This window comes from Microbulbifer sp. SH-1 (assembly GCF_011326135.1).
Lineage (GTDB): Bacteria > Pseudomonadota > Gammaproteobacteria > Pseudomonadales > Cellvibrionaceae > Microbulbifer > Microbulbifer harenosus.
In genome coordinates, this window is sequence record NZ_CP046948.1 from 130,506 (window position 1) to 152,679 (window position 22,174).

General features: G+C 53.1%; 24 protein-coding genes. 9 read left to right on the forward strand and 15 right to left on the reverse strand.

Annotation, left to right across the window (positions count from 1 at the left end; translation table 11 throughout):
• Positions 1-76: 76 nt before the first annotated feature.
• From GNX18_RS00640 to pilB, 3 genes are read right to left on the reverse strand one after another with little or no spacing between them, the layout of a single operon-like run.
• Entirely contained in the window at positions 77-961 is an 885-nt protein-coding gene (locus GNX18_RS00640) for an A24 family peptidase (protein ID WP_166214790.1), read from the reverse strand.
• A 13-nt stretch (positions 962-974) separates the two neighbouring features.
• Entirely contained in the window at positions 975-2,189 is a 1,215-nt protein-coding gene (locus tag GNX18_RS00645; RefSeq protein ID WP_166214792.1) for a type II secretion system F family protein, read from the reverse strand.
• Between the two features lie 51 nt (positions 2,190-2,240).
• Entirely contained in the window at positions 2,241-3,950 is a 1,710-nt protein-coding gene (pilB, locus tag GNX18_RS00650) for a type IV-A pilus assembly ATPase PilB (protein ID WP_166214794.1), read from the reverse strand.
• 491 nt (positions 3,951-4,441) lie between these two features.
• On the opposite strand from pilB, the gene GNX18_RS00655 reads away from it, so the two are divergent.
• Positions 4,442-4,882, forward strand: coding sequence for a pilin (locus GNX18_RS00655; RefSeq protein ID WP_205828022.1), 441 nt, complete (start codon positions 4,442-4,444; stop codon positions 4,880-4,882).
• A 50-nt stretch (positions 4,883-4,932) separates the two neighbouring features.
• On the forward strand, positions 4,933-6,681 hold the full coding sequence (locus GNX18_RS00660) for a DCC1-like thiol-disulfide oxidoreductase family protein (RefSeq protein WP_166214798.1): 1,749 nt from the start codon (positions 4,933-4,935) through the stop codon (positions 6,679-6,681).
• 92 nt (positions 6,682-6,773) lie between these two features.
• Here GNX18_RS00660 and GNX18_RS00665 read toward each other — a convergent pair whose 3' ends face one another.
• Positions 6,774-7,064, reverse strand: a complete 291-nt coding sequence (locus tag GNX18_RS00665) for a DUF86 domain-containing protein (protein WP_166214799.1) — start codon at positions 7,062-7,064, stop codon at positions 6,774-6,776.
• Positions 7,065-7,235: 171 nt separating this feature from the next.
• On the opposite strand from GNX18_RS00665, the gene GNX18_RS00670 reads away from it, so the two are divergent.
• From GNX18_RS00670 to GNX18_RS00690, 5 genes are all read left to right on the forward strand, one after another.
• Positions 7,236-7,409: a hypothetical protein gene (locus tag GNX18_RS00670; RefSeq protein WP_166214801.1), complete on the forward strand. Its 174-nt coding sequence runs from the start codon at positions 7,236-7,238 to the stop codon at positions 7,407-7,409.
• A 334-nt stretch (positions 7,410-7,743) separates the two neighbouring features.
• Positions 7,744-7,917, forward strand: a complete 174-nt coding sequence (locus tag GNX18_RS00675) for a hypothetical protein (protein ID WP_166214801.1) — start codon at positions 7,744-7,746, stop codon at positions 7,915-7,917.
• 24 nt (positions 7,918-7,941) lie between these two features.
• Positions 7,942-8,172, forward strand: a complete 231-nt coding sequence (locus tag GNX18_RS00680) for a hypothetical protein (protein ID WP_166214803.1) — start codon at positions 7,942-7,944, stop codon at positions 8,170-8,172.
• A 102-nt stretch (positions 8,173-8,274) separates the two neighbouring features.
• A complete protein-coding gene (locus GNX18_RS00685; protein ID WP_166214805.1) occupies positions 8,275-8,550 on the forward strand; it encodes a hypothetical protein in 276 nt (91 codons plus the stop codon).
• Positions 8,551-8,917: 367 nt separating this feature from the next.
• Positions 8,918-9,598, forward strand: a complete 681-nt coding sequence (locus GNX18_RS00690) for a hypothetical protein (protein WP_166214807.1) — start codon at positions 8,918-8,920, stop codon at positions 9,596-9,598.
• Positions 9,599-10,111: 513 nt separating this feature from the next.
• On the opposite strand, the gene GNX18_RS19500 is transcribed toward GNX18_RS00690, so the two are convergent.
• The 7 genes from GNX18_RS19500 to GNX18_RS00725 form a co-directional block, all read right to left on the reverse strand.
• Entirely contained in the window at positions 10,112-10,342 is a 231-nt protein-coding gene (locus tag GNX18_RS19500; protein ID WP_240914129.1) for a hypothetical protein, read from the reverse strand.
• On the reverse strand, positions 10,339-10,668 hold the full coding sequence (locus GNX18_RS00700; protein WP_166214809.1) for a winged helix-turn-helix domain-containing protein: 330 nt from the start codon (positions 10,666-10,668) through the stop codon (positions 10,339-10,341). Before GNX18_RS00700 ends, GNX18_RS19500 begins: the two co-directional genes overlap by 4 nt.
• A gap of 313 nt (positions 10,669-10,981) precedes the next feature.
• On the reverse strand, positions 10,982-11,269 hold the full coding sequence (locus tag GNX18_RS00705; protein ID WP_166214811.1) for a type II toxin-antitoxin system RelE/ParE family toxin: 288 nt from the start codon (positions 11,267-11,269) through the stop codon (positions 10,982-10,984).
• A gap of 3 nt (positions 11,270-11,272) precedes the next feature.
• Positions 11,273-11,503: a CopG family transcriptional regulator gene (locus GNX18_RS00710; RefSeq protein WP_166214813.1), complete on the reverse strand. Its 231-nt coding sequence runs from the start codon at positions 11,501-11,503 to the stop codon at positions 11,273-11,275.
• A gap of 171 nt (positions 11,504-11,674) precedes the next feature.
• Positions 11,675-13,030 carry a Fic family protein gene (locus GNX18_RS00715; RefSeq protein ID WP_166214815.1) on the reverse strand — a complete coding sequence of 452 codons (1,356 nt, stop codon included), beginning with the start codon at positions 13,028-13,030 and terminating at the stop codon, positions 11,675-11,677.
• A 235-nt stretch (positions 13,031-13,265) separates the two neighbouring features.
• On the reverse strand, positions 13,266-13,679 hold the full coding sequence (locus GNX18_RS00720; protein WP_166214817.1) for a DUF86 domain-containing protein: 414 nt from the start codon (positions 13,677-13,679) through the stop codon (positions 13,266-13,268).
• Positions 13,676-14,113 carry a nucleotidyltransferase domain-containing protein gene (locus tag GNX18_RS00725; protein WP_138235878.1) on the reverse strand — a complete coding sequence of 146 codons (438 nt, stop codon included), beginning with the start codon at positions 14,111-14,113 and terminating at the stop codon, positions 13,676-13,678. The genes GNX18_RS00720 and GNX18_RS00725 overlap by 4 nt, the downstream gene beginning before the upstream one ends.
• 174 nt (positions 14,114-14,287) lie before the next feature.
• On the opposite strand from GNX18_RS00725, the gene GNX18_RS00730 reads away from it, so the two are divergent.
• Both GNX18_RS00730 and GNX18_RS00735 read left to right on the forward strand, forming a co-directional pair.
• Positions 14,288-14,533 carry a YdcH family protein gene (locus GNX18_RS00730; protein WP_138235879.1) on the forward strand — a complete coding sequence of 82 codons (246 nt, stop codon included), beginning with the start codon at positions 14,288-14,290 and terminating at the stop codon, positions 14,531-14,533.
• 108 nt (positions 14,534-14,641) lie between these two features.
• Positions 14,642-16,498, forward strand: coding sequence for a sodium:proton antiporter (locus tag GNX18_RS00735; RefSeq protein ID WP_166214819.1), 1,857 nt, complete (start codon positions 14,642-14,644; stop codon positions 16,496-16,498).
• A gap of 52 nt (positions 16,499-16,550) precedes the next feature.
• Here the strand turns inward: GNX18_RS00735 and GNX18_RS19505 are convergent, their stop codons facing one another.
• The 4 genes from GNX18_RS19505 to GNX18_RS00755 form a co-directional block, all read right to left on the reverse strand.
• Positions 16,551-18,080 carry an exodeoxyribonuclease VII large subunit gene (locus tag GNX18_RS19505; protein ID WP_240914131.1) on the reverse strand — a complete coding sequence of 510 codons (1,530 nt, stop codon included), beginning with the start codon at positions 18,078-18,080 and terminating at the stop codon, positions 16,551-16,553.
• Entirely contained in the window at positions 18,077-19,765 is a 1,689-nt protein-coding gene (locus GNX18_RS00745; protein WP_240914132.1) for a PHP domain-containing protein, read from the reverse strand. The genes GNX18_RS19505 and GNX18_RS00745 overlap by 4 nt, the downstream gene beginning before the upstream one ends.
• A 526-nt stretch (positions 19,766-20,291) precedes the next feature.
• Positions 20,292-20,600, reverse strand: coding sequence for a GIY-YIG nuclease family protein (locus GNX18_RS00750; RefSeq protein WP_138235882.1), 309 nt, complete (start codon positions 20,598-20,600; stop codon positions 20,292-20,294).
• Entirely contained in the window at positions 20,584-22,089 is a 1,506-nt protein-coding gene (locus tag GNX18_RS00755) for a DNA polymerase Y family protein (RefSeq protein WP_166214821.1), read from the reverse strand. Before GNX18_RS00755 ends, GNX18_RS00750 begins: the two co-directional genes overlap by 17 nt.
• Between the last annotated feature and the right edge of the window lie 85 nt (positions 22,090-22,174).

A 22,174-nucleotide genomic window follows, 5' to 3' on the forward strand; every position in this document is an offset into this window, starting at 1 on the left:
CGCTCTATACCTTTATGCTTGAATGACTTGATCATGTGAACGATTGTGGCGTGGTGCGCAACACGCGGCAATGCCGTCAGCCACTCAGCCCGGATATACGGAAATACCACCCCACAATCTGCTCCCCCCACAGCATGGCAATCCACGCTGCGCCGGCCAGATAGGGCCCGAAGGCGATGGGCAGATTCTTGTCCCGCCCGGAAACCAGCGTCCAGGTAATGCCCACCAGCGCGCCCACCGCGGCGGAGAGCGGGATCACCAACAGCACCGACTGCCAACCAAACCAGGCGCCAATGGCCGCGAGAATTTTGAAATCCCCCGCACCCATACCCTCTTTACCGGTCACCAGCTTGAACAGATGGAACACCGCCCACAGAGACAGGTAGCCAACAATCGCCCCGATTACCGCGTCCTGCAGCGGGACAAACACCCCCCAGATATTGATCAGCAGCCCCGCCCACAGCAGTGGCAGGGTGATGTTGTCTGGCAACAGCTGCTTGTCGAAATCAATCCCCGTCAATGCCACCAGTGCCCAGGTGAAAAACACCCCCGCCAGCGCCTGCCAGGTAAAGCCCAGTTGCCATACAACAATGGCCGTCAGAATACCGGTCACCAGCTCCACCAGCGGGTAGCGCTTGGAAATTGCGGTACCGCAGTGGCCGCATTTGCCGCGCAGCCACAGGTAACTGACGATGGGGATGTTTTCCCACGGTTTGATTACCGTGTTGCACTTTGGGCAGTGGGAGTGTGGCAGCACCAGATTGTAGGTTTCGGAAAGTTGCTTCTGTTCTTCGGCAGAAGGCGTCTTTTCAAAATAGCTGTAGAAGTCCCGCTGGTATTCCCGTTCCATCATGATGGGGAGACGGTGAATGACGACATTGAGGAAGCTGCCGATCAGCAGGCCTAAAACAAAAGCGCTGCTAATAAGCAGCGCTGGATGGGAAGAAAAATACTCGAACATTTTGAATCTTTATTTACACGACCTGGCCGAGTTGGAAGATGGGGAGGTACATGGCGATCATCAAACCACCAACAAGAATACCCAAGACGGCCATGATCATGGGTTCCATTAGTGTAGTCAGGTTGTCCACCAAATTGTCGACAGCCTCCTCGTAAAAGTCGGCAGCTTTGGCCAGCATTTCATCCAGCGCGCCGGATTCCTCGCCGATCGCAGCCATTTGTACAAGCATCGAGGGGTACAATCCAGATACACGCATGGCGCCGTTTAACGGTATACCAGTTGCCACGGAATCGCGAATTTTAAGGGTCGCCTCTTCGTACACCACATTGCCGGTAGCTCCGGCAACGGATTTCAGTGCGTCGATTAGTGGGACACCGGCGGCGAAAGTGGTGGAAAGTGTGCGGGCAAAGCGAGCGGCAATGGAGTTGTAGGTGATCTGGCCAAGAATAGGCAACTTGAGCATCAGCTTGTCAAAGAAATTGGCCACATTTTTATTACGCTTTTTGACTTCTATGGTACCGCCGATGCCGACAACCACACCCAGAAAAGCATAGAACCAGTTAGCCTGCATCCATTCGGAAATGCCCAAAACAAACAGAGTGAATGCGGGAAGGTCTGCTCCAAAACTGGAAAAGGTTTCGGCAAACTGGGGGACAACTTTTACCAGTAGGATTGCAGTGACCACAACGGCAACAACAACTACCGCTATAGGATAGGTCATAGCCTTTTTGATTTTTTTCTTCAGTGACTCGGTTTTTTCCTTGTAGGTTGCTATGCGGTCGAGCATGGTTTCCAGTGCACCTGACTGCTCGCCGGAGGCCACCAGGTTGCAGAATAGATCATCAAAATACAGTGAGTGTCTACGCAGGGAGTCAGCAAAAGCTGTGCCTGAAGCAACATCATCGCGAATCTTGAATATCAGCTCTTTCATGCCAGCATTTTCGAGACCATCCGCCACAATCTCAAAACTCTGTACTAGTGGCACGCCGGCCTTCATCATGGTAGCCATCTGGCGAGTGAAGATGGCGATATCACCCGGTTTGATTTTTTTGTTGCCACCAAACAACGGGGTGGCTTTTTTCTGTACTTTGTTGGCGATGATTCCCTGGCGGCGCAACTGGGCCTTGATCAATGCCGGATTGGTTGAGTTGATTTCTCCTTCAACCTTGTTCCCTTTGGCATCCACGCCTTTGTATATGTAAGCAACTGCAACGGCGGCTTTGGCCATGGTGGTATTCCCGATCTTCTTATCAGTTGTTCAGGCAGCAGGCCTGTAATTTTAATCTTTGGTGACCCGGTTGGCTTCTTCCAGACTGGTCACCCCCATCACCACCTTGCGCAGAGCGGAGATGCGCAGGTTATTGAAGCCTTCCTTTTTGGCCTGATCGGCAATCTGAATGGAATTGCCGCCCTCCATTATAATGCGCGAAATTCCGTCGGTGATGCGAACCACTTCATACACGCCCACGCGCCCCTTGTAGCCCTTGGAGCAGTGCTCGCAGCCCACCGGCTGGTATATCTTCCAATCGGATTTTGGGATAGTGACGGTATCGAAGCCTTCTTCTTTTAGTACTTCTTCCGGCAATTCAGCAGGTTTCTTGCACTCCCCGCACAGCCGTCGCGCGAGCCGCTGGGCAATGATTACGCTTACCGACGTGGCGATGTTGAAGGTGGGAACCCCCATATTCATCAGGCGGGTGAGGGTCTCGGGTGCTGAATTGGTGTGCAGGGTGGAGAGCACCAGGTGTCCGGTTTGTGCCGCCTTGATGGCGATTTCCGCGGTTTCCAGATCCCGGATCTCTCCCACCATCACAATGTCAGGGTCCTGGCGCAGGAAGGAGCGCAGCGCCTCGGCAAAATTCAGCCCCACCTTGTTGGAGACGTTGACCTGGTTAATGCCCTCCAGGTTGATCTCCACCGGGTCTTCTGCGGTGGAGATATTGCGCTCAGGGGTATTCAGGATATTCAGGCCGGTATACAGGGATACGGTTTTGCCGGAGCCGGTGGGCCCGGTAACCAGAATCATACCCTGAGGCTGGGCCAGGGCATCCATATAGATCTTTTTTTGGAATTCCTCGTAACCGAGAGCGTCGATACCGAGTTTGGCGGATGACGGGTCCAGAATCCGCAGTACGATTTTTTCTCCCCACAGGGTGGGCAGGCTGTTCACGCGGAAGTCGATGGCCTTGGTCTTCGACAGTTTCATTTTTATGCGGCCATCCTGCGGTACGCGGCGCTCGGAAATGTCCATCTTTGACATCACCTTCAAGCGCGCGGAGATGCGGGTGGCCAGCTGGATCGGTGGACGCGCTACCTCGTGCAAAATTCCATCTGTGCGCAGTCGAACCCGGTAGAGCTTTTCATAGGGTTCGAAGTGTATATCCGAGGCGCCGGTGCGGATTGCGTCCAGCAGTACCTTATTCACAAAGCGCACCACAGGTGCCTCGTCTCCGCCGGGATCACTTTCGTCCTCGCGACGTGTCTCCCCGGATTCCACATCGAGACCGTCGAGACTTTCGTCGTCAAGCCCCTCTAAGCCGCCACCTACGTCGCTGTTATTCAGGTAGTTTTCAATGGCCTTGGAGAGTTTATCTGCTTCTACCAGCACCGCATCGGTGTTGAGGCCGGTGTTGAAGTTGATCTCGTCCAGTCCCGCCAGGTTGGTGGGGTCCGCTACCGCCACAAACAGGCGGTTGCCGCGCTTGTACAAAGGCAGGGCAAAATGTTTGCTGATCAGTTTTTCGTCGACAATATCTTTGGGCAGCAGATCGAAGTTGTAGCTGGAGAGATCAAATAGCGGCGAGCCAAACGCGGTAGAGGCGATAGTTGCCAGCTCGCGGCTCTTGATCAGCTTGGATTCCACCGCATGTTGGGCAAAGCTCTGCCGCTCTCGTTTGGCGGCCTGTACCGCGGATTGGGCGGTAGCTTCGTCGATGGCGTTATCGATGACCAGCCGTTTGGCCAGGCCGCTGAGGGGAGTGCTGCTCATGGAAGTGTGGTTACCGTGCGCCGGGAAGCTTGTTACTTTTGTTTGTTTACTGGGCGTATACCTCTGGCCGCGTCGGGGAAGGCACTACCAGCGGGCCCGTCAATATAGCGAATATAAAAGCACCCGCCAATGATCTAAAGAGTGGGAGAGTTAACCTGTGACCTGGGTAGTCTTTTAACTCGAGTAGCCTTAATGAGCATGTCCCCTGAAGATGCATTCCTTTGGATGGCTGTTCTCATGCCGGCGATCATGTGGGGAAATTCAACTGATGTTGGCCCCTTGCTGACAATTTGCGTCACAGGGTTTTACTTGCTGGATTATTTTTGAACTCGTTGTTTGATTTTTGTTCTTTTGGTGGGTGGGCTTCCTTCCTAGCAGCCACTTTATGACCTTTTTCCCGCTTGCGCGATTTACCTCATTACGAGTATTGTAAATCCCGATTTCCTCACGGGATTCATCCAAAAACAACAGTCTGTATGGAGACGGTTACAATGAAAAAGCAACAGGGTTTTACTCTTATCGAATTGATGATCGTGGTAGCGATTATTGGTATTCTGGCTGCGGTAGCGTTGCCTGCGTATCAGGATTACACTATTCGCGCACGCGTTTCCGAAGGCTTAAGCCTTGCATCAGGCGCAAAAGCTACTGTCGCTGAGAATATCGCGAATAATGGCGGCACCATCGCGGCTGGGGCATGTCAAGGAGTAAATGTATTTACTACGGCAGTTGGTAGTGTTGCGTCTTTGGGGTGTACTGATACTACAGGTGTTATCCGGGTGACTATGGGGGCTAATGCCGCTAACGTTGCATTGGATCTGACACCTGGCTCCACTCAGGGCGGATCTGGTGTGACCTGGGGCTGTGCTGTAACTTCTGCTGCTAACAACAAGTATGTACCATCCGAATGCCGTGCTGCTGCTGCGGGTAACTAATCGTTACGGTTGGATAAGTTGTAATTGACTTATGGAGAAGGGCACATTTTGTGCCCTTTTTTAATGTTTGTATGCAAGTTTTCTATGATGGGGAATGTCCGCTTTGTTCTCAATATACTATTAAGTTGGGGCTGGAGAAGGCGGTTGGATTAGTTGAGCTTATTAATTTAAGAGAGCGCCCCGAAATGTTGGCATGGTTAAAGTCAAAAGGGGTTGACCCAGATCTTGGGATGGTGGTTTTTCACGCTAACCGCTTATATCACGGCGCTGACGCGATGCGCCTGCTCGCTAGATTAAGTTCAGCACCTAATGTAATTGTATATTTTTTTAATATGCTGCTTTCCAATAGCGTGATATCTGCTGTGTTGTATCCTTTCTTACGCATTGGGCGAAATTTATTATTGCTTTTGCTGGGGCATACCTCGCTATCTCGGAGCGAGGTTGCATCTTTAAGTGGGGATAGGGTTTTATTTTTTATCTTTGGTTTTTTCGCATTCTTGCACCTATTAGTGTACGAATTTCAGTTTGGGGCCAAGATATATTGGTCGACATATTTGATAGCTATATTGGGTTTGGCGCTTTTTTGGGGCATTAAAGCGCGTTTCTCTTTCATGCTGTTAGTTGCTGTCATGGCGTTTGATAGTATTGCCCAGATGCCATCCCTTTCAAATCATACAATTTTAAAAAATTTTTTTCTTTCGGCAATTGTGATTTCTGGAGTTGCTAGAGCGCTAAGGGGGCATACATGGAATCAGTTTTGGAGTGATATATTACCTGTGGGGAGAACCCTTTTAGTCATAATGTATTTCTTTGGGGTTTTTCATAAGATTAACCAAGATTTTTTAAACCCTCAGGTGAGTTGTGCACTAGCTTTATGGGATATGATGCCAGGGATATTGCCATCATTTCGTGGCGAATACCTTGACTATGTTTATATATATGGCACATTTACTGTTGAGGGTGCCTTGTTGGTTTTATTGTTTGTTCCCCAGTTGCGACATATAGGTATATCGTTGGGGATGGCGTTCCATATGCTTTTAGCATTGAGCGCTTACGCTATGTACGCCCCATTTTCTGTTCTTTCGATTTTTCTCCATGCTTGCTTTTTGTCACCGGATGCATCAAGGAACATTGTAAGGTCTATCGAGTGGAAATATGTCGAAGATTTCCTAAAGAGCCCGTTGGGAATTTTTGCCATGGTTTTGACCCTCCTGCTGCTATACTTGAGTGCTTGGCTGGGCCGGTATTCAGATGTGGCTATTGTCTCATTTCTTATTGTCTTCCCAGTTTGCTATTTGATTATTCGATATGGTCGTGATGACAGGTCCAGCGGCCTAGATTATTTTTTGCCGAAGAACCGTTGGTTAACACTTATTGGGATACTATTCTTTTTTAATTGTATTACTCCTTATTTGGGGCTGAAAACAGCTCAGTCAATGAACATGTTTGCTAACTTGAGGTTGGAAAAGGGTAGTAACCACCTTTTGCTGGGTCGAGTGAGTCCTTTTGAATATCTAAATGATGTGGTCTTACCGATTAAGTCGACGGGCTCAAGAAAGTTTGAGTACATTCAAACACAAGGGGTAGCTTTAACGTATTACTCTTTGCTTGATGAGTTGGAACGGAACCGAAATGCTACTGTCAGCTTTTGGCGTGGGGGTCGATTATTTGAAGGTGCCAGATATGATTCTCTAAAACAGGATGCAGAGGCGATTCTTCACCCGAGGTGGTTCAGGGCTTGGTTTCACTTTTCTCCTGTGGACTTGAAGTCGCCTAAAATATGCGCATTGGATCGATAGCCGGCATACGAATGTATATTAAAGGTGAACCGCCCCAGGTTGCGCGGAGGATGACGAACTTCAGGTGTTGGCGGGCAGGGGTTAGTCAGAGGTTAGTCGCGGAGTAAAAGTTGGCAGCAGTGCCTGACAAATTGTTCGAGCTTCAGGTATTTTCCCGCACTGATCACTTCCTGTATCAGCTCCCAGTCCAGATTCAGATAGTCGTGGACGATGGCATTGCGCATATCTACGGCGCCTTTCATTTCCTTCGCGGTTACATCAACAATCGGTTGGTTTTCCAGCAGCTGGATAATACTGCTGGCGGCGTCGGTGCGCTCCGGAAGTTTGAGTTTTCTATTGGTATGCTTGGCTGCGCCAATTGCGGCTTCTACGAGAATTTGCATGAAGGGTTAGGGGTCAAATCTTGACATAAAAGTATTGTTTTATCCTCGTTTCCCCTGCAATTTCCTCCCAATAGAAATATCGTCCTCAGATGTGACGATGGTGCCAATTTTTTTTTTTCCGTATTGGTATACCGTTGCCCAAATTTCCATCAGATGTGCAAGGAGCGCGTGATGATTCCGTTGAATTTGAGTACTCGACAAAAGTCTGAGGTACAGAAGGCCACCGACATCGTTCTGGAGAACGAGAGCGCCAATGTTGACGTGATTTTGGTTGGCCTGCTCAAGGGGGATGAGGCCTCCTGGAGGCGCTTTCTTTCCGGTGTTTACAATCACCCTGTTACCTGATGGGTCGGGATAATCCAGCTTCAAATGCAATTGGGGCTGTGGGGTACTCGCCATCGTTCGGATGCGTCTGTTCGCGCGAATGTTTTGCTTCGTGTCAGTGAGCCTATCCAGCGTGAAATGGCGGGGCTGGTTGAGGGGCAGTCTGCACCGTTTCTTCGATTTTAGGGTTAGGGGTCAAATCTTGACATAACAGTATTGTTTTATCCTCGTTTCCCCTGCAATTTCCTCCCAATGGAAATATCGTCCTCAGATGTGACGATGGTGCCAATTTTTCTTTTTTTTCGTATTGGTATACCGTTGCCCAAATTTCCATCAGATGTGCAAGGAGCGCGTGATGATTCCGTTGAATTTGAGTACTCGACAAAAGTCTGAGGTACAGAAGGCCACCGACATCGTTCTGGAGAACGAGAGCGCCAATGTTGACGTGATTTTGGTTGGCCTGCTCAAGGGGGATGAGGCCTCCTGGAGGCGCTTTCTTTCCGGTGTTTACAATCACCCTGTTACCTGATGGGTCGGGATAATCCAGCTTCAAATGCAATTGGGGCTGTGGGGTACTCGCCATCGTTCGGATGCGTCTGTTCGCGCGAATGTTTTGCTTCGTGTCAGTGAGCCTATCCAGCGTGAAATGGCGGGGCTGGTTGAGGGGCAGTCTGCACCGATTCTTCGATTTTTGCTTCACTACAACATGAAGTACCGCAAGACGGATATTCTTGGGGGGCTTACAGGTGGTGCATTTACTAACTTTGCCAGTACTGGTGGTTGATATGGAAATGGGCGATTATCCGCGGGTTCTAAACGGTTGCGTGCCTTCACTAATTTCGGCATAGCCAGTTATGGAGCGGCGATTAAAGCGATCGCGTTAGGTATGAGCAGCTATGAAGCAATTTTTCAGTCTGTATTGACGGGGCGCCCGGAACACGCACCAAAATTCGTTGAATTTACTGGAGTGGATCATTTGTCCAGCGATGAAATCCGTGTGATGCATAGTATGAATCAGGCTTTTCTGGAGATTACTTCGCTCGCAGAGTTTGCTCCAGCTTCGGTGTCATTAGCGGAGTTTCGTGCCAGGGCAGGCCTGAAAATGCATCTCTTAGAGCATTATGAATGTGACAAACTGGAGAGGTGTCGGGAATTTCTGTAAATTTTTGGCTTCTGAGTTTTTGAGTCAGGCTGTATCCGCCACATTACTGTTTTTGGCGGTATGTGTCGGGTTGTATTTTTCATCGATGGTTGCTGGTATAGCCGTATTGATTGGTGGATTTTTTATCTGGGGGCTATTACACCGAATGCTCAGAAAAAAGGCAGAGAAAGTGAGGTAGGGGGAGAATCTTTACCCGCTTGTTGAAAAAAGTCATTCACGGCTTTTTTCAATCCGGGTTTGCGCTATATGCACGCAAGCCCGCTACGAAAAACTAAGTGCTTATAAGCTTAATTTCCGGTCGGGCCATTCTTGACCCATTTTAACAGGCTGTTTCTCAACAGTCTGTTAAGTTTGAAAGGAGTAGGGCATGTCAGTGGAATTCGAACAAGCTCAACCTGATAGCAATAGCCGGCGGTTGCTGGGATTGAGTTTGGGAGCTGTGTCGCAGAGGTTGAGAAGAGTTTTTAGCGGTTCGAGTTGCCGCTACCCAGAGGATCACAGCGTTGCGGCTCTATTTCACAGTGTGTGTCCAATTGTTCGTCAGTTAGTTCCGGCGATCTGTGTTTTTGGATTCATGGCAATAATACCTTTAGGAGAATTAGAAAAGGTGTTTATTGCCACTATCCAGGAATTTGTCGCACTGTACGCATTTGCTTTCTCGCTCGTTTTTGTGGCGTTGTTTTCTGGGTTGAGGATTGCCTTGCATGGTACAGATAACTTTTGCTCCAGATTTATTCGTCGGTGTGAAAGCTACTGGGCGAATTTTTCAATGTCGCTTGCGGCTGGTATTCTCGCACTATTCTTAGGGTTGTTCATCCCCATGATTGTCACTGATGGGGTAGTTGGAGCTTTCATCCGCGTCATGGGTGGGGTTGCTGTATCGTGCGCTTTTGGTGCGTTCACTTATCTATTTACTTGGACGTCATCTGCTCAAAACTTGGGGGCTTTTGAGAGAGTACGTTGGATGCTCGGGTTGGGTTTCATCGTTGTTGGTGCTGTGCTGGCAATCGCATTTGGTAACCAATTGTTATTGAATTCACATGGCTGATCTTTGTCAATGCGTGAGAGGGTAGGGGGCAGGGGCAGGAGTCAAATCTTGACATAACAGTATTCGGGGCTGCTTTTACCTCATGCGCTGCTTGGTGAATCAGATTGCCGTTGCACTGGGCAGGGGTCAAGGGCAGAGTTTAGGGGGCAAATCTTGACATAACAGTATTCCACCCGGTTCCGCGAAAAAGCCTCAAGATTGGCTTGCGAGTGCGCTTCTGAACTCTTTGAAAACTTCTGAATATCCCTCATTTTCGAGCCATCTTTTTATCTCATCCCATTGAACGGGATGATGCTTGGCGACAAGAATTGCCTGTCGCAGTCCCTGAGAATCATTCCAAAAACAGTAGTGGCTCAATCTGTCCTTCACGCAATCAGTCGGGCTGAGCAGCCTAAGGCATCCGGCTTTGGTGGAAACTTGTGCTGTTTGGGATCGGTCAATCTGTTCGCTGCCGATGGCAAGCGGTGCGCTCGGAAATTCGATGGCATATGGCGACTGCTCTGATTCGAAATATCACCGTCCTGGTTTCGGCGGCTTGAATCCAAGTCTAGCCAATGTGTCTTTGATCTGTTTGCTGCTCGCGTAACTGGTATCTATGAAATCCAGATCGTGGGAGACATATTGCTCTACGGAATAAATCGATACACACGACCCACCGGTAAGTACAATCTGTATTCCATCATCTTCGAGTGCCTGACAAACATACGCTGCAAGTTCCTGGCGGGTCAGTTCGGAAATATTCATAACGGCTTCCCTGTCCTGCGGGGGCGACGTCGATTCATCAACAGATTTTCTTTGGTTTGGTCTGGGAGCTGGGTCAATACGGCACGGAGCAGTGATCTGGTCTCCACTAAAAATGGGAATCTGGGATTGAACGAGAATACGCGGGTTTTCCCGATTTGTTGGCTGATCAAAAGTCCGCCTGCTTCCATACGATAGAGATGTTTTTGTATGGCACTCAGGCTGATACCAAATGTCTCACTAATTTCTCGTGCATACCCGGAATCTCTGGCTTCTATAAAAAGTAAAGTACGTTCAGCACCTTCGGATCCCACTAGCGCTTCAATCATTTAGACAACCTCTTTTTGTGGTCATATGACCGCTATTTTAGGTCGATTGTGATGCGTCTGCAATCAAGGTTCCAGGGGGGCAGGGACGGCAGGGACAGATAAGGAGAGATAGAGGTCAAATCTTGACATAACCGTATTCGGGGCTGCTTTTACCTCATGCGCTGCTTGGTGAATCAGATTGCCGTTGCACTGGGCAGGGGTCAAGGGCAGGGGCAAATCTTGATATGACAGCATTCCTGTTTACCTTTATTCCATGAGCAGACCTTTACGACTGGAATACTCCGGCAGCTCCTGCAGAAAATTGCATGGTGAATTAAAGCCATTCGTTAATGTTCTGGCCGCCCAGGATCGCCATGATCTCTACCGTTGAGTCGTTGATTTTGAAGTAGATACTGTCTGATCTGTAGGTACAGCGGCGGTAACCGGGACGGATGTGGTCTACCGACTGATATAGATAAGGGTTTTCTGTGATTTTCTCAAAACAGGCGAAAAAGCCGTGAAAATAACTGTCTGCCTGCTCCTCGCCAAATTCTCTGAAACCGAAATTATAAATTCGCTGCAGGTCATTTTTGGCGGCCGCAGAGAGCTTGTAGCCAGGCATAACTTATTTTTTCAGGTCGGATTTGAATTCTGCCAACATATTGGCAGCCGTTTGGGTGACAAATCCGCTGGATTCGGCATTGATGAGTTTTGAATTGATGGCTTCCGCTCGTCGCGCTTGGCGAATAAGATCGTTGATCAGTTCGCTTTTGTTGGCGTAATCCTGGATGTCTTCAACGTGACTTTTAAGCCACGCGTCATTTTGTTCTGTCAGGGTAATACTTTGTCTTGCCATAACTTAAATTCTCAGTATTGGTGCGAATTTGGTGCAATTATACACCAGGGGTGGGCTGCTGCAAGAGAATCTAGGGGTCAAATCTTGACATAACAATATTTACCCTGTTGTCTGAAAGCAGGCTTCATTTGGCCGTAGAATACTTCTTTCGTTGGCGCACTGAATGGCAGCTCAGCTCTTACGCTGAATCGACAACCACTCGCTTAGTTGTTGTCTGGTTATTCCCAGGCCCGCGATTCTTTGCGGGGCAAGCTCGCGTATATCTTCTTGAATATCTTCAAGGAATGCATCGCGATCTTTTTGGGCGGTTATCAGTGCTGCTTTTTCTGCAATGAAATTTTGCAAATCATCACCTGTCAGGCCTTTGGTAATGGCCGTACGGATGATTTCGCGGCGAAATTCTCGGTATCGTACACGTACTTCATCAAAGCCAATGGCTTCCGCCGTCGCATTGTACTCATGGCAACTTCTGATGTACGAGTCGCGGTAGAGTTCTGCCAGCGGTTTTGTATCGTTCAGCTCATAGATTGCAATCATGGCTGAAGCGTAATCATCTTTCTCTATGGCATTGAAAGAGAGCGGGACGAGGTTGTGCAGCAACAGCGGTATATTTGCGCTGAGTCGGGCGGTGCGTTTGTTTACATCGGTAAACGCTTGCAAGTAAGCGACATGTATCAACAGGAAAAAGCTTTGCTCATGAGGGGCCTGGATGGCCGCTGCCTTTTCGGCAATTTCATTTAATATTTGGTTCAGAGTCCGTGGGTTTTCCAGTGGAATATACGTGGATGCGCCGACGCGTACGCCGTGATCGCGTACCTTCCCTGAGTACTTGGCGGGTATCAGGCCGTCGGAAAGCAGATAATGCAGGGTACATATTTCATCGTAACTGACGGCGATTCTCGGCATCCCTTCGATCAAGTGACGAATAGCCTCTTTGTGGTTGAGGATCATCACTTTTTCTTCATTCAATTTTCCTTCGACCCCTCTGCCTTCCAGCAGTAGTCGTTCTGTATCGTTCAGGGAGTAGGTGTTGCCTTCCAATCGGGATGAGTTGTAGGAGAGGTCGATTAAAAGGCGGTTGTAAATTTTTCGGGCATAAGTTCCAGCCGGTTCTTGTGCTGGTGTTCGCTTGCCCTCTCTGGCGAGTTCTTTGATTTGCTGGAGCTGGAGATAACTGCTGTGGTTGGGTTGATAACTTTCGAGCCAGGCCCGGTTGTATGTAACGGGCTTTCTTTTAAAAAGAGGTTGCCTGACGTAGTTGATCGCGTTCTGAGCCGCCTCGCTGAACACGGCGCTGTTGGAATGCTTTGTGTCTGGATATGAGAGCGTCAGATATTGGTAGCGAGTACCGCGCTTTTGTCCGGTTTTTTTGACTTCGCCATTCTCTACAAATTGGCTGACCCAGCGCCGAACGGAGCGCTCGCTGAACCCAGATGGCAGCCTCTCCAGCAGCTCGGGAAGTGAGATGGCTTCTGACGAGCTCTTTAAAGCCTCCAATACGGCCATTTTTTTCGCGTTTTCGGACATTTTTACGGCCATTCTCAGTTGAATACGGCCATTTTAGTGAGCTATACGGCCATTCTGCAAGAGTGAACGGTCTTTCGGGGATTCGGGGATCGGGGTCAAATCTTGACATAACACACATTACAGCAAATCGCTCGGCTGTTTGGTGGAATCCACTACAGTGCGGTTTCCCAGGCCGTTCGCCGTATAAAGACTCGGATGGCGGAAGATGAGGAGCTGCAGTTGCTGGTAGATCGGGTTAGTCGCGGAGTAATAGTTCGCTGCAATGCCTGACGAACTGCCCGAGCTTCAGGTACTTCTTCTCAGTGAGCACGTCCTGTATCAGCTCCCAGTCCAGGTTCAGATAGTCGTGGACAATGGCATTGCGCATGCCTACGGCGCCTTTCATTTCTTGAGGGGTTACGTCGTCTAGTGGTTGGTTTTCCAGTAACTGAATAATGCTGCTGGCAGCGTCGGTGCGTTCCGGGAGCTTGAGCTTTCTGCTGGTATGCTTGGCGGCACCAATGGCGGCTTCTACAAGAATTTGCAGGCTGCGTTCGGCAGCGGTGCGTTCCAGGAGCCCGAGGGTCTGTTTTTCACTGATCTGCTTTAGCAGCCTTGAGTGGATATCCACCTGTTCATTTATTGCATCGCAATAGGCTTGGTAGTTCATGCCTGCTTTTCCTTGTGCGTTTCCGCCTTATGCCAGCAGTGATCGTTCCAGAGTCCGTAAATTCGGTTGGTTTCCCGGCAGTAACGCAATTCATCCTTGATCAACACGGGATGGCCATCTTCGAGAATATTGATGGCGAGGGGGATCGGGGCAAGGCTGATATCGACTACTTGCACGGGGTGCCCCAGTTGCGCGGTAAGGTCTTGTGCCATGATTTCTGGCAGTAGGCGGCGTTCTGAGTAAGTTTTTTCGAAATTGTTGAGGGCGACGGCAATGTCAATATCGCTGTCGTCTCTGTATTCGCCGCGGGCCCGGGAACCGTAAAGCCAGGCTGCGGCGAGGCCGTCTTGTTGCGACAGGAATCGGCGGATTTGTTCCAGGTATTCGTGCTGTCTGTCCCCGGTGCCTGTGGTCATATTGGCTGAGTCTTTCATGGGTGGTGTTAGGGTGTTCTAGGGTATTTGACCGTGCGGGTCAAGTCGAAAGGTGGTGGTCAAACTCTACCTCTGCCGTTTATTGCGTGTATTGAGCGGCTTTATCTTGTGGTTGCTTGGTACCCGGAGACTACAATTCGTCGATGAAGCACCAATCACGAGGAGCTGCAGTCCATGGCCATCCCCTCCCGCACTCTGGAAACCGAGTTTCCCGATCTCGCCGACAGTATCCGCCATCTGATTCAGGACAGTATTCAGTTCAAGAATAACCGCGATGTTTACCACCGGCTGGATAAGGCTATCCGTGGGCTTGAGGAGCGCGGTGTGGCTACCGATGATGAGCATTTCCGCGAGCTGAAAACCCAGCGTGCGCGCTTGAAAGACCAGCTATATAGGCAGGCCAAGAATCATCGGCATTAGTTGGACCGGGATCGACAACACGGGTCTATAAAGTAGAGCCCGGCTTGCCGGGCGGTTTGCCAGCCTATAACCTGCCAGAGCATTTTTTACCGCACCTGGCGCCTTTTTATGGAAATAATTTTCTCGGACCCGATGGCACTGCTGGTGCTGGTGGGGATTGCCTCAATTGCCTGCCAGTACCTTGCCTACAAGCTCAAGCTTCCCGCGATTCTCCCGCTGCTGTTGACCGGCCTCGCCTTGGGGCCTGTTGCCGGGGTGCTGGACCCGGATGCGCTGTTTGGAGATCTGCTGTTCCCGCTGGTGTCTCTGGCGGTGGCGGTCATCCTGTTTGAGGGGGCGCTGACACTCAAGTTTTCCGATATTGCCGGGCACGGCAGCATGGTGCGCAATCTTTGCTCGGTCGGTGTTCTTGTGACCTGGATGATCGCCACACCCGCCGCTCACTATGCGCTGGGGATGCCGCTGCATCTGGCGGCGCTGTTCGGGGCGATTGTCACGGTGACTGGGCCTACGGTGATTGTGCCGATGCTGCGCTCGGTGCGCCCGAATGCGCGCATTTCCAATATCCTGCGCTGGGAGGGGATCGTGATTGATCCTGTGGGCGCGCTGCTGGCGGTACTGGTTTATGAGTACATCGTCGCGACCCACGGTGCGTTCGAGCATGCGTTGCTCACTTTCTTGAAGGTGGTGGCGATTGGCTTCGGGCTCGGGTCGCTGATGGGCTATTTCCTGGGGGCGCTGCTCAGGAAAAACTGGGTTCCGCACTACCTGCGCAATACGGCGGTGCTGACCCTGATGCTCGGTGCCTATGCCGCGTCCAACCTGATGACGGAAGAATCGGGCCTGCTCACGGTGACGGTGATGGGCATCTGGATGGCGAATATGAAGAACCTGGATGTGGACGACATTCTGGAGTTCAAGGAAACCCTGAGTGTGCTGCTGATTTCCGCACTGTTTATCCTGCTGGCGGCGCGGCTCGAGTTTTTCACGCTTGCGCAGCTGGGTTGGGGGGCGCTGGTGGTGTTGGCGGCGATTATATTTGTGGCGAGGCCTGTGGGGGTTTTCCTGTCGTCGCCCGGCTCCGGTCTGAGCTGGCGCGAGTTGGCGCTGCTCAGTTGGATTGCACCGCGGGGTATCGTGGCCGCGGCGGTTTCTGCGCTGTTTGCGCTGAAGCTCGATACGCTCGGCCTGCCGAAATCCGAGTTGCTGGTGCCGCTGGTTTTTCTGGTAATTATTTCCACGGTTGTCCTGCAGAGCCTGACGTCCAAAACGGTAGCGAAGTTGCTTGGGGTGCGTGCGCCGTTCCCCAGTGGATACCTTATTTTTGGCGGCAGCAAGTTTGCGCGCATGTTGGCGAAAGACCTGCTGGACAAAGGGGTTCCGGTCAGGATTGCGGATACCAACTGGGATGCCATTCGCGAGGCGCGCATGGACAATATCCCCACCTATTACGGCAACCCGGCTTCGGAGCACGCGAGCCTGACGATGGATATTTCCACGGTTGGCAAAGTGCTGGTGCTGTCGCCCTACCGGCAGCTCAATCCGCTGGTGACGTTCCATTTCGAGCATGTGCTGGGTAAGGATTCTGTGCTCGGTTTGCATGAGGGCGTGCAGGAGGAGCGGGCCAGTCATCGGATGTCGGATGAGTACGCGGAAAAACTCTCGCTGTTTTCCGAGCACGCGACCTATGGACGCCTTGCCTGTCTGGTGGCGAAAGGCGCGGTTATCCGCACCACGCATCTGACAGAAACATTCACCCTTGACGATTACACCCACACCTACGGCAACCGCGCCACGCGCCTTTACGCGGTAGACCCGCAGGGGAAGATCCATATCTGTACAACTTCCCATGAGTTTGCCCCCAAGGCCGACTGGCGGATTGTCAGCCTGATTGCGCCGGAGGCCGAGCTGACGTCGCCCGAAAGCAGTGTGCCGCCGGCATTGAATGAAGCTGCCACCGGGTGACCTGTATTTCTGGCAGTGTGTGGCGAGTGATAGGGCTTGGAATGCGCTGCCGTTAATGAAAATTTCTGATGCTCTGGATGTCTTCCCACGCCAGGCAGCGTAATTTCTGCCCCACAAGATGGATCACCGAAAGCTGTTGTTCTCCCGGGCTGGTACTGATCTGCAGACGGCCTTCTACCAATAGAATATTTCCTCCTTTGATCTCCGCTCTGTAGCGTTTCTGCACCTGCTCCCAGAGCACCACGTTCACTACACCGGTCTCATCCTCCAGGGTCAGAAACATGACCCCCGATGCGCTGCCGGGCCTCTGCCGGCAGGTGGTGAGGCCGAGGATTTTCACTGGCTGGCCATCCCTGCAGCTGGGCAGGTCGCAGGCCCTGATGAGATTGCGGTACTGGTGTTGTCTGCGCAGCAGGGCGATGGGGTGTTCGTTTAAGGTAAGCCCGGTGCTCTGGTAGTCGCTGTAGGTGTTGTCTTCGAGGCTGACCTCTGCGGGGAGGCTGTGTGCTGCCAACTGGTCCAACTGTTGGCTGAGGGTATCCCAGGTGGTGTGCTGACGGTTTTGCGAGAGCCCCTGAAATGCATTGGCGCTGGCGAGAGCGGTGCGCTGTTCGGGATGCATGGGGGCACGTTTGTGAAAGTCTTCCATGCTGGTGAACGGGGATTGTTCACGTGTGCAGGCGATGATTTCCGCGGTGGCTTCCTGCAATGCGGATATGAGGCGCATACCCAGGCGCAGGTTTGGTATCCCCTCATCGTCATACCGGCGTATGCCGAGACGCATGTTTGGTGTCCCTTCATCGTCATACCGGCGCATGCCGGTATCCAGAGGGTGGACCGGGGATTGGGGGCTGGATCCCGGCGTTCGCCGGGATGACGATGGGGGACGTGTCGGGGCTGGTGGGGAGAATTCCAGGCTGTGGTGCCAGTGGCTGTGGCGCACATCGATGGGCAACACTTTGACGTGGTGGCGCTGTGCGTCGTACACCAGTTGTGCGGGGGCGTAGAAACCCATGGGCTGGCTGTTCAGCAGTCCGCAGTAGAAGGCGGCCGGGTGGTGTTGTTTGATCCACGCGGAGAAGTAGGCGAGCAGGGCGAAGCTGGCGGAGTGGGATTCCGGGAAGCCGTAGGCACCGAAACCTTTCATCTGCTCGAACAGCTGTTCCGCCAGGCTGCGGTCGTAGCCGTTGGCGAGCATGCCGTTGACCAGTTTCTCGCGGAATACCAGCAGGTTGCCATTCTTGCCCCAACTGGCCATGGCCCGGCGCAGTTCGTCTGCCTCACCGCCGCTGAAGCCGGCGGCGATCATGGAGAGCTTAATGACCTGCTCTTGAAAAATCGGCACGCCGAGGGTGCGTTCCAGCACTGGCTTCAGGCTTTCATGGGGATAGCGCACGGGTTCCAGTTGCTGCTTGCGGCGCAGGTAGGGGTGCACCATCCCCCCCTGGATCGGACCCGGGCGGACAATGGCGATTTCAATCACCAGCTCGTAAAAGGTCTGCGGCTGCAGGCGCGGCAGCATACTCATCTGTGCGCGGGATTCGATCTGGAATACACCGACGGTGTCGGCGCGGCACATCATGTCATAGGTTGCTTTGCAGTCTGGGGGATGTCCTGCAGCGTCATTTTCTGGCCGTACAGGGCCATATAAGTGAGGGACTTGCGCAGAGCGGTGAGCATACCGAGGGCGAGAATGTCCACCTTCATCAGCTTCAGGTCTTCGATATCTTCCTTGTCCCACTGGATGATGGTGCGGTCTTCCATGGCGGCATTTTCCAGTGGTACGAGTTCGCTGAGCGGCTGCTGGGTGATGACGAAGCCGCCCACATGCTGGGACAGGTGCCGCGGGAAACCGTGAATCTGCTGCAGCAGGACGGGCAGCATTCTGCCCGCGGTGCCGGCAGGATCGACACCGGCTTTCTGCATCTGTGCGGGGAAGTCGTCCAGTGTGTCCCACCAGGTGCGTTCCGCCTGTAAGCGCTCGATGGTGGCGGCATTCAACCCCAAGGCTTTGCCGATATCCCGCAGGGCGCTTTTGAAACGGTAGGTGATTTTGGTGGCAGTGAGGCCGGCGCGCGCGCGGCCGTACTTCCGGTAAATGTACTGGATGACTTCCTCGCGCCGCTCGTGTTCGAAATCCACATCGATATCCGGTGGTTCGTTGCGCTCGCGGGAAATGAAACGCTCGAACAGCAGGCCGATTTTGTGTGGGTCGATCTCGGTGATAAACAGGCAGTAACACACCACCGAATTGGCGGCGGAGCCTCGCCCCTGGTAGAGAATGTGCTGGCTGCGGGCGTATTGAATGATGTCGTGAATGGTGAGGAAGTAGTGCTCGTAGCGCAGGTCTGCGATCAGTGCGAGTTCGGTCGCGATCTGTTGCTGGATATGGGGGGCGGGGCCGTTGGGCCAGCGTATGTTAATGCCTTTTTCTACCAGTTCGCGCAGATACGCGCTGGCATTTTTTCCGGCGGGAAGTACTTCCGCGGGGTATTGGTAGCGCAGTTCCGATAGGCTGAAGTTGCAGCGCCCGGCAATGGCGGCGGTGTTGGCGATAGCCTCTCTCGGATACAGATTGGAGATTTCTTCCAACGAGTGCAGGTAGCGTTCGGCATTCTGTTCCAACCGGTAGCCCAGCGCATCCAGCGTACAGTTATGGTAATTGGCGTTGAGGACATCCTGTAGCGGTTTGCGGCTGCGGCTGTGCATCAGCACGGCATTGGTGGCGACCAGTGGCAGATTCTGAGCGTGAGCAAATTCGACCAGCTGCTGTTGTCGCAGGTTCTGTTGCGGCTGCAGACGGTTGTTGAGGGCGATGTAGAGTCGCTCATGGAAGTGCGCTTTCAGTGTCTGTGGAATTTCCAACGGCGTGGTGGATGGCAGCCACAGGCATAGGGTGTGTTTGCTGTGATTGAGTATGTCGTCGAGGCCAGTGTGGTATTGCCCTTTTTCCGCCCGCAGGCGCGAGGTGCTGATCAGCTGGCAGATTTCGCTGTAGGCGGCTTTGTCGGGCGCGAGCAGGACCAGTTGTTGACCGCCCTCTGCAAGCCGAAAGAAGCTGCCGCAGATAAGCTTTAGCCGGCTGCCTTCTGTCTCCAGCTTTTGCAGTTCGGTGTAGGCGCGCACTACGCCGGACATGGAGCACTCATCGGTAATGGCGATTGCCTGGTAACCGAGTGCATGGGCGGTGGCAATCAGCTCCTGTGGGTGGGAGGCACCCTGGAGGAAGGAGAAATTGCTTTGACAGAAGAGTTCGGTGTACTGCATTACCGTTGAATATCTGAGTCGTCATACTGGCAAGTGTGTGTCATACCGGCGCAAGCCGGTATCCAGTGGCTGGTGCTGTGGCTTCGTTGGCCTCTGTTGCTGGATCCCGGGTCGGGCCCGGGATGACGGTGGTCGAGTATTTGAGCCGTCATAGTGGCGGATGTCCGTCATACCGGCGCAGGCCGGTATCCAGTGGTTGGTGCTGTGGCTTCGTTGGCCTCCATTGCTGGATCCCGGGTCGAGCCCGGGATGACGGTGGTCGAGTATTTGAGCCGTCATAGTGGCGGATGTCCGTCATACCGGCGCAGGCCGGTATCCAGTGGTTGGTGTTGTGGCTTCGTTGGCCTCCATTGCTGGATCCCGGGTCGAGCCCGGGATGACGGTGGTCGAGTATTTGAGCCGTCATAGTGGCGGATGTCCGTCATACCGGCGCAGGCCGGTATCCAGTGGCTGGTGCTGTGGCTTCGTTGGCCTCCATTGCTGGATCCCGGGTCGGGCCCGGGATGACGGTGGTGAGTAGTGCGCGCTAAATAATGTCGTAGTAGATGTCTCTCCAATCCGGGTTTTGGCTCTCTATCAGGTTTAACTTCCAGCTTCGGCGCCAGTTCTTAATGGCCTTTTCTCTCCGGATAGCTTCTTCCATAGAACTGTGCATCTCAAACCAGACCAGAGTTTTGACTCCATATTTCAGGGTAAATCCCTCTACAAATCCTTCTTTGTGTTGCCAGATGCGCTGTATCAAATTCGATGTGACACCGGTATAGAGCGTGCCATTACGCTGGCTGGCAAGCAGGTAGACGCAGGGCTGCTTGGCCTGGTTATGAATAAACCCCATGCAGAAACCAGTCCTCCGACGTCAGATCCTGAAACACCCAGTACAAGCTCCCCTGGGGGCCGCGGGCGATGTAGTAGTCGCGGGCGTGGCGGTGGTGTTGCCACCAGTAGCCGTCGATGCGCTCGGGGCCTTGCAGCAGTTGCAGCTCGCCGTCGTAAAACAGGCTGTGATCCCGCTGCTGGATTCGGTCGGGCCGCGACAGCAGCCAGTTGGGGCGGGGAGCATTGATTGGATGCAGCTGGTGCCCGCGCGGTTTGCTCTGTAGGTTGAGACTGTCGGCGCTGGCCCAGGCTTGCTCCGGCAGGTAGCTTTCCTTGAGGGTGACGCCGGAAAGGGCCTGGTGGCCGAGGCGGGCCTTGAGTTTGTCGATCAGCTGGTAACTCTCGTGCTGGTTGCCGCTCTCCTCAAAAAAATCCTCCCGCAACATCGTTGTTTCCAGTGGGCGCAGCTGTTTGCAGCGCAGTGCCAATGCCTGCACCGGCTCCTTCAGTTCTACCCGCTCCAGTTGCAGTTTGGTCAGCGCAATCAGCCGTTGGGGATCGAACAGCGGACGCGAAAGTTCCACGTTGACTACCTCGGCTCCGCGGCTGCCGTAGTCCAGTACCCAGTACAGGGTCGGGCTGTACAGCTGGCGCCGCTGTAGCTGCCGGCAGAGTTCCCGCACCAGGCGGCCGGCGGGGAACAGCAGCTGCTCGCTATTATCCAGTGGGCTTGGGAAAAAGAGTTCGCTGTGAAATTCTGCGGGCGGCTGGTAGCCGGGCACCGGGTCCGGGCGCGAGCCGTTGAGGCGGGCGAGGTAGTCGATAAAGTCGCGTCCGAAGCGGTTGCCTACTTCCGAGAGGGGAATGGCGAGCAGTTGGCTGACCCGTTTTATGCCGCAGGCATAGAGTTTGGCGATGGCCTTGTTGCTACAGTCGAGCAGTTTGCTGGGGGCGAAGCTGATCCACTGCTTCCATTGCTGGGGGCTGGGTGGAGTGCGGGTCTCCGCCAGCCACTGGCGGTGCTCCGGCAGCTGGCTGAGCAGGTGCGCGGCACTGGGGCTGTGGCCGAGGCCCATCTGATGGCTGATGCGCATTTTGTGCAGTTCCTTGCCGAGCTGTTGCAGCAGGGGGGCGAGGCCGCCCTGGGCCTTGAGACTGCCACCGAGTTCCAGGAACAGGCAGGCAGGGCCTTCGCTCAGGGCCTTGCTGTCGGAATTGCCAATACGGGGGGATACCACGGGAGTAAAACCGTAGGCCCACTGGGCCAATTGCTGCAGCAGCTGGGCCTCCCGCTCGGTATCCCGCTCCAGCAGCTGCAGGCCCGGGCAATAGGCACAGGCGGTGGCGATGCTGAGTCCCGGTTCTATGTTGAGGGCGTGGGCGGCGAGGTTGGCTTCTATGATGAGGTTGCTCTGGGATACGGCCACGGGTGCCGTGTCACCGGCGCGGTGGGCGCGGGTGAGGGCCTCGAGGGAGAGTTTGGGCAGTTGGATGCAGAGCCAGAGCATTGTCGATTCCTGATTCTTGCCTGTAGGAGCCTGCTTGCAGGCGAAGGGCTACTGCGTACTTCTCTTGTTCGCCTGCAAGGCAGGC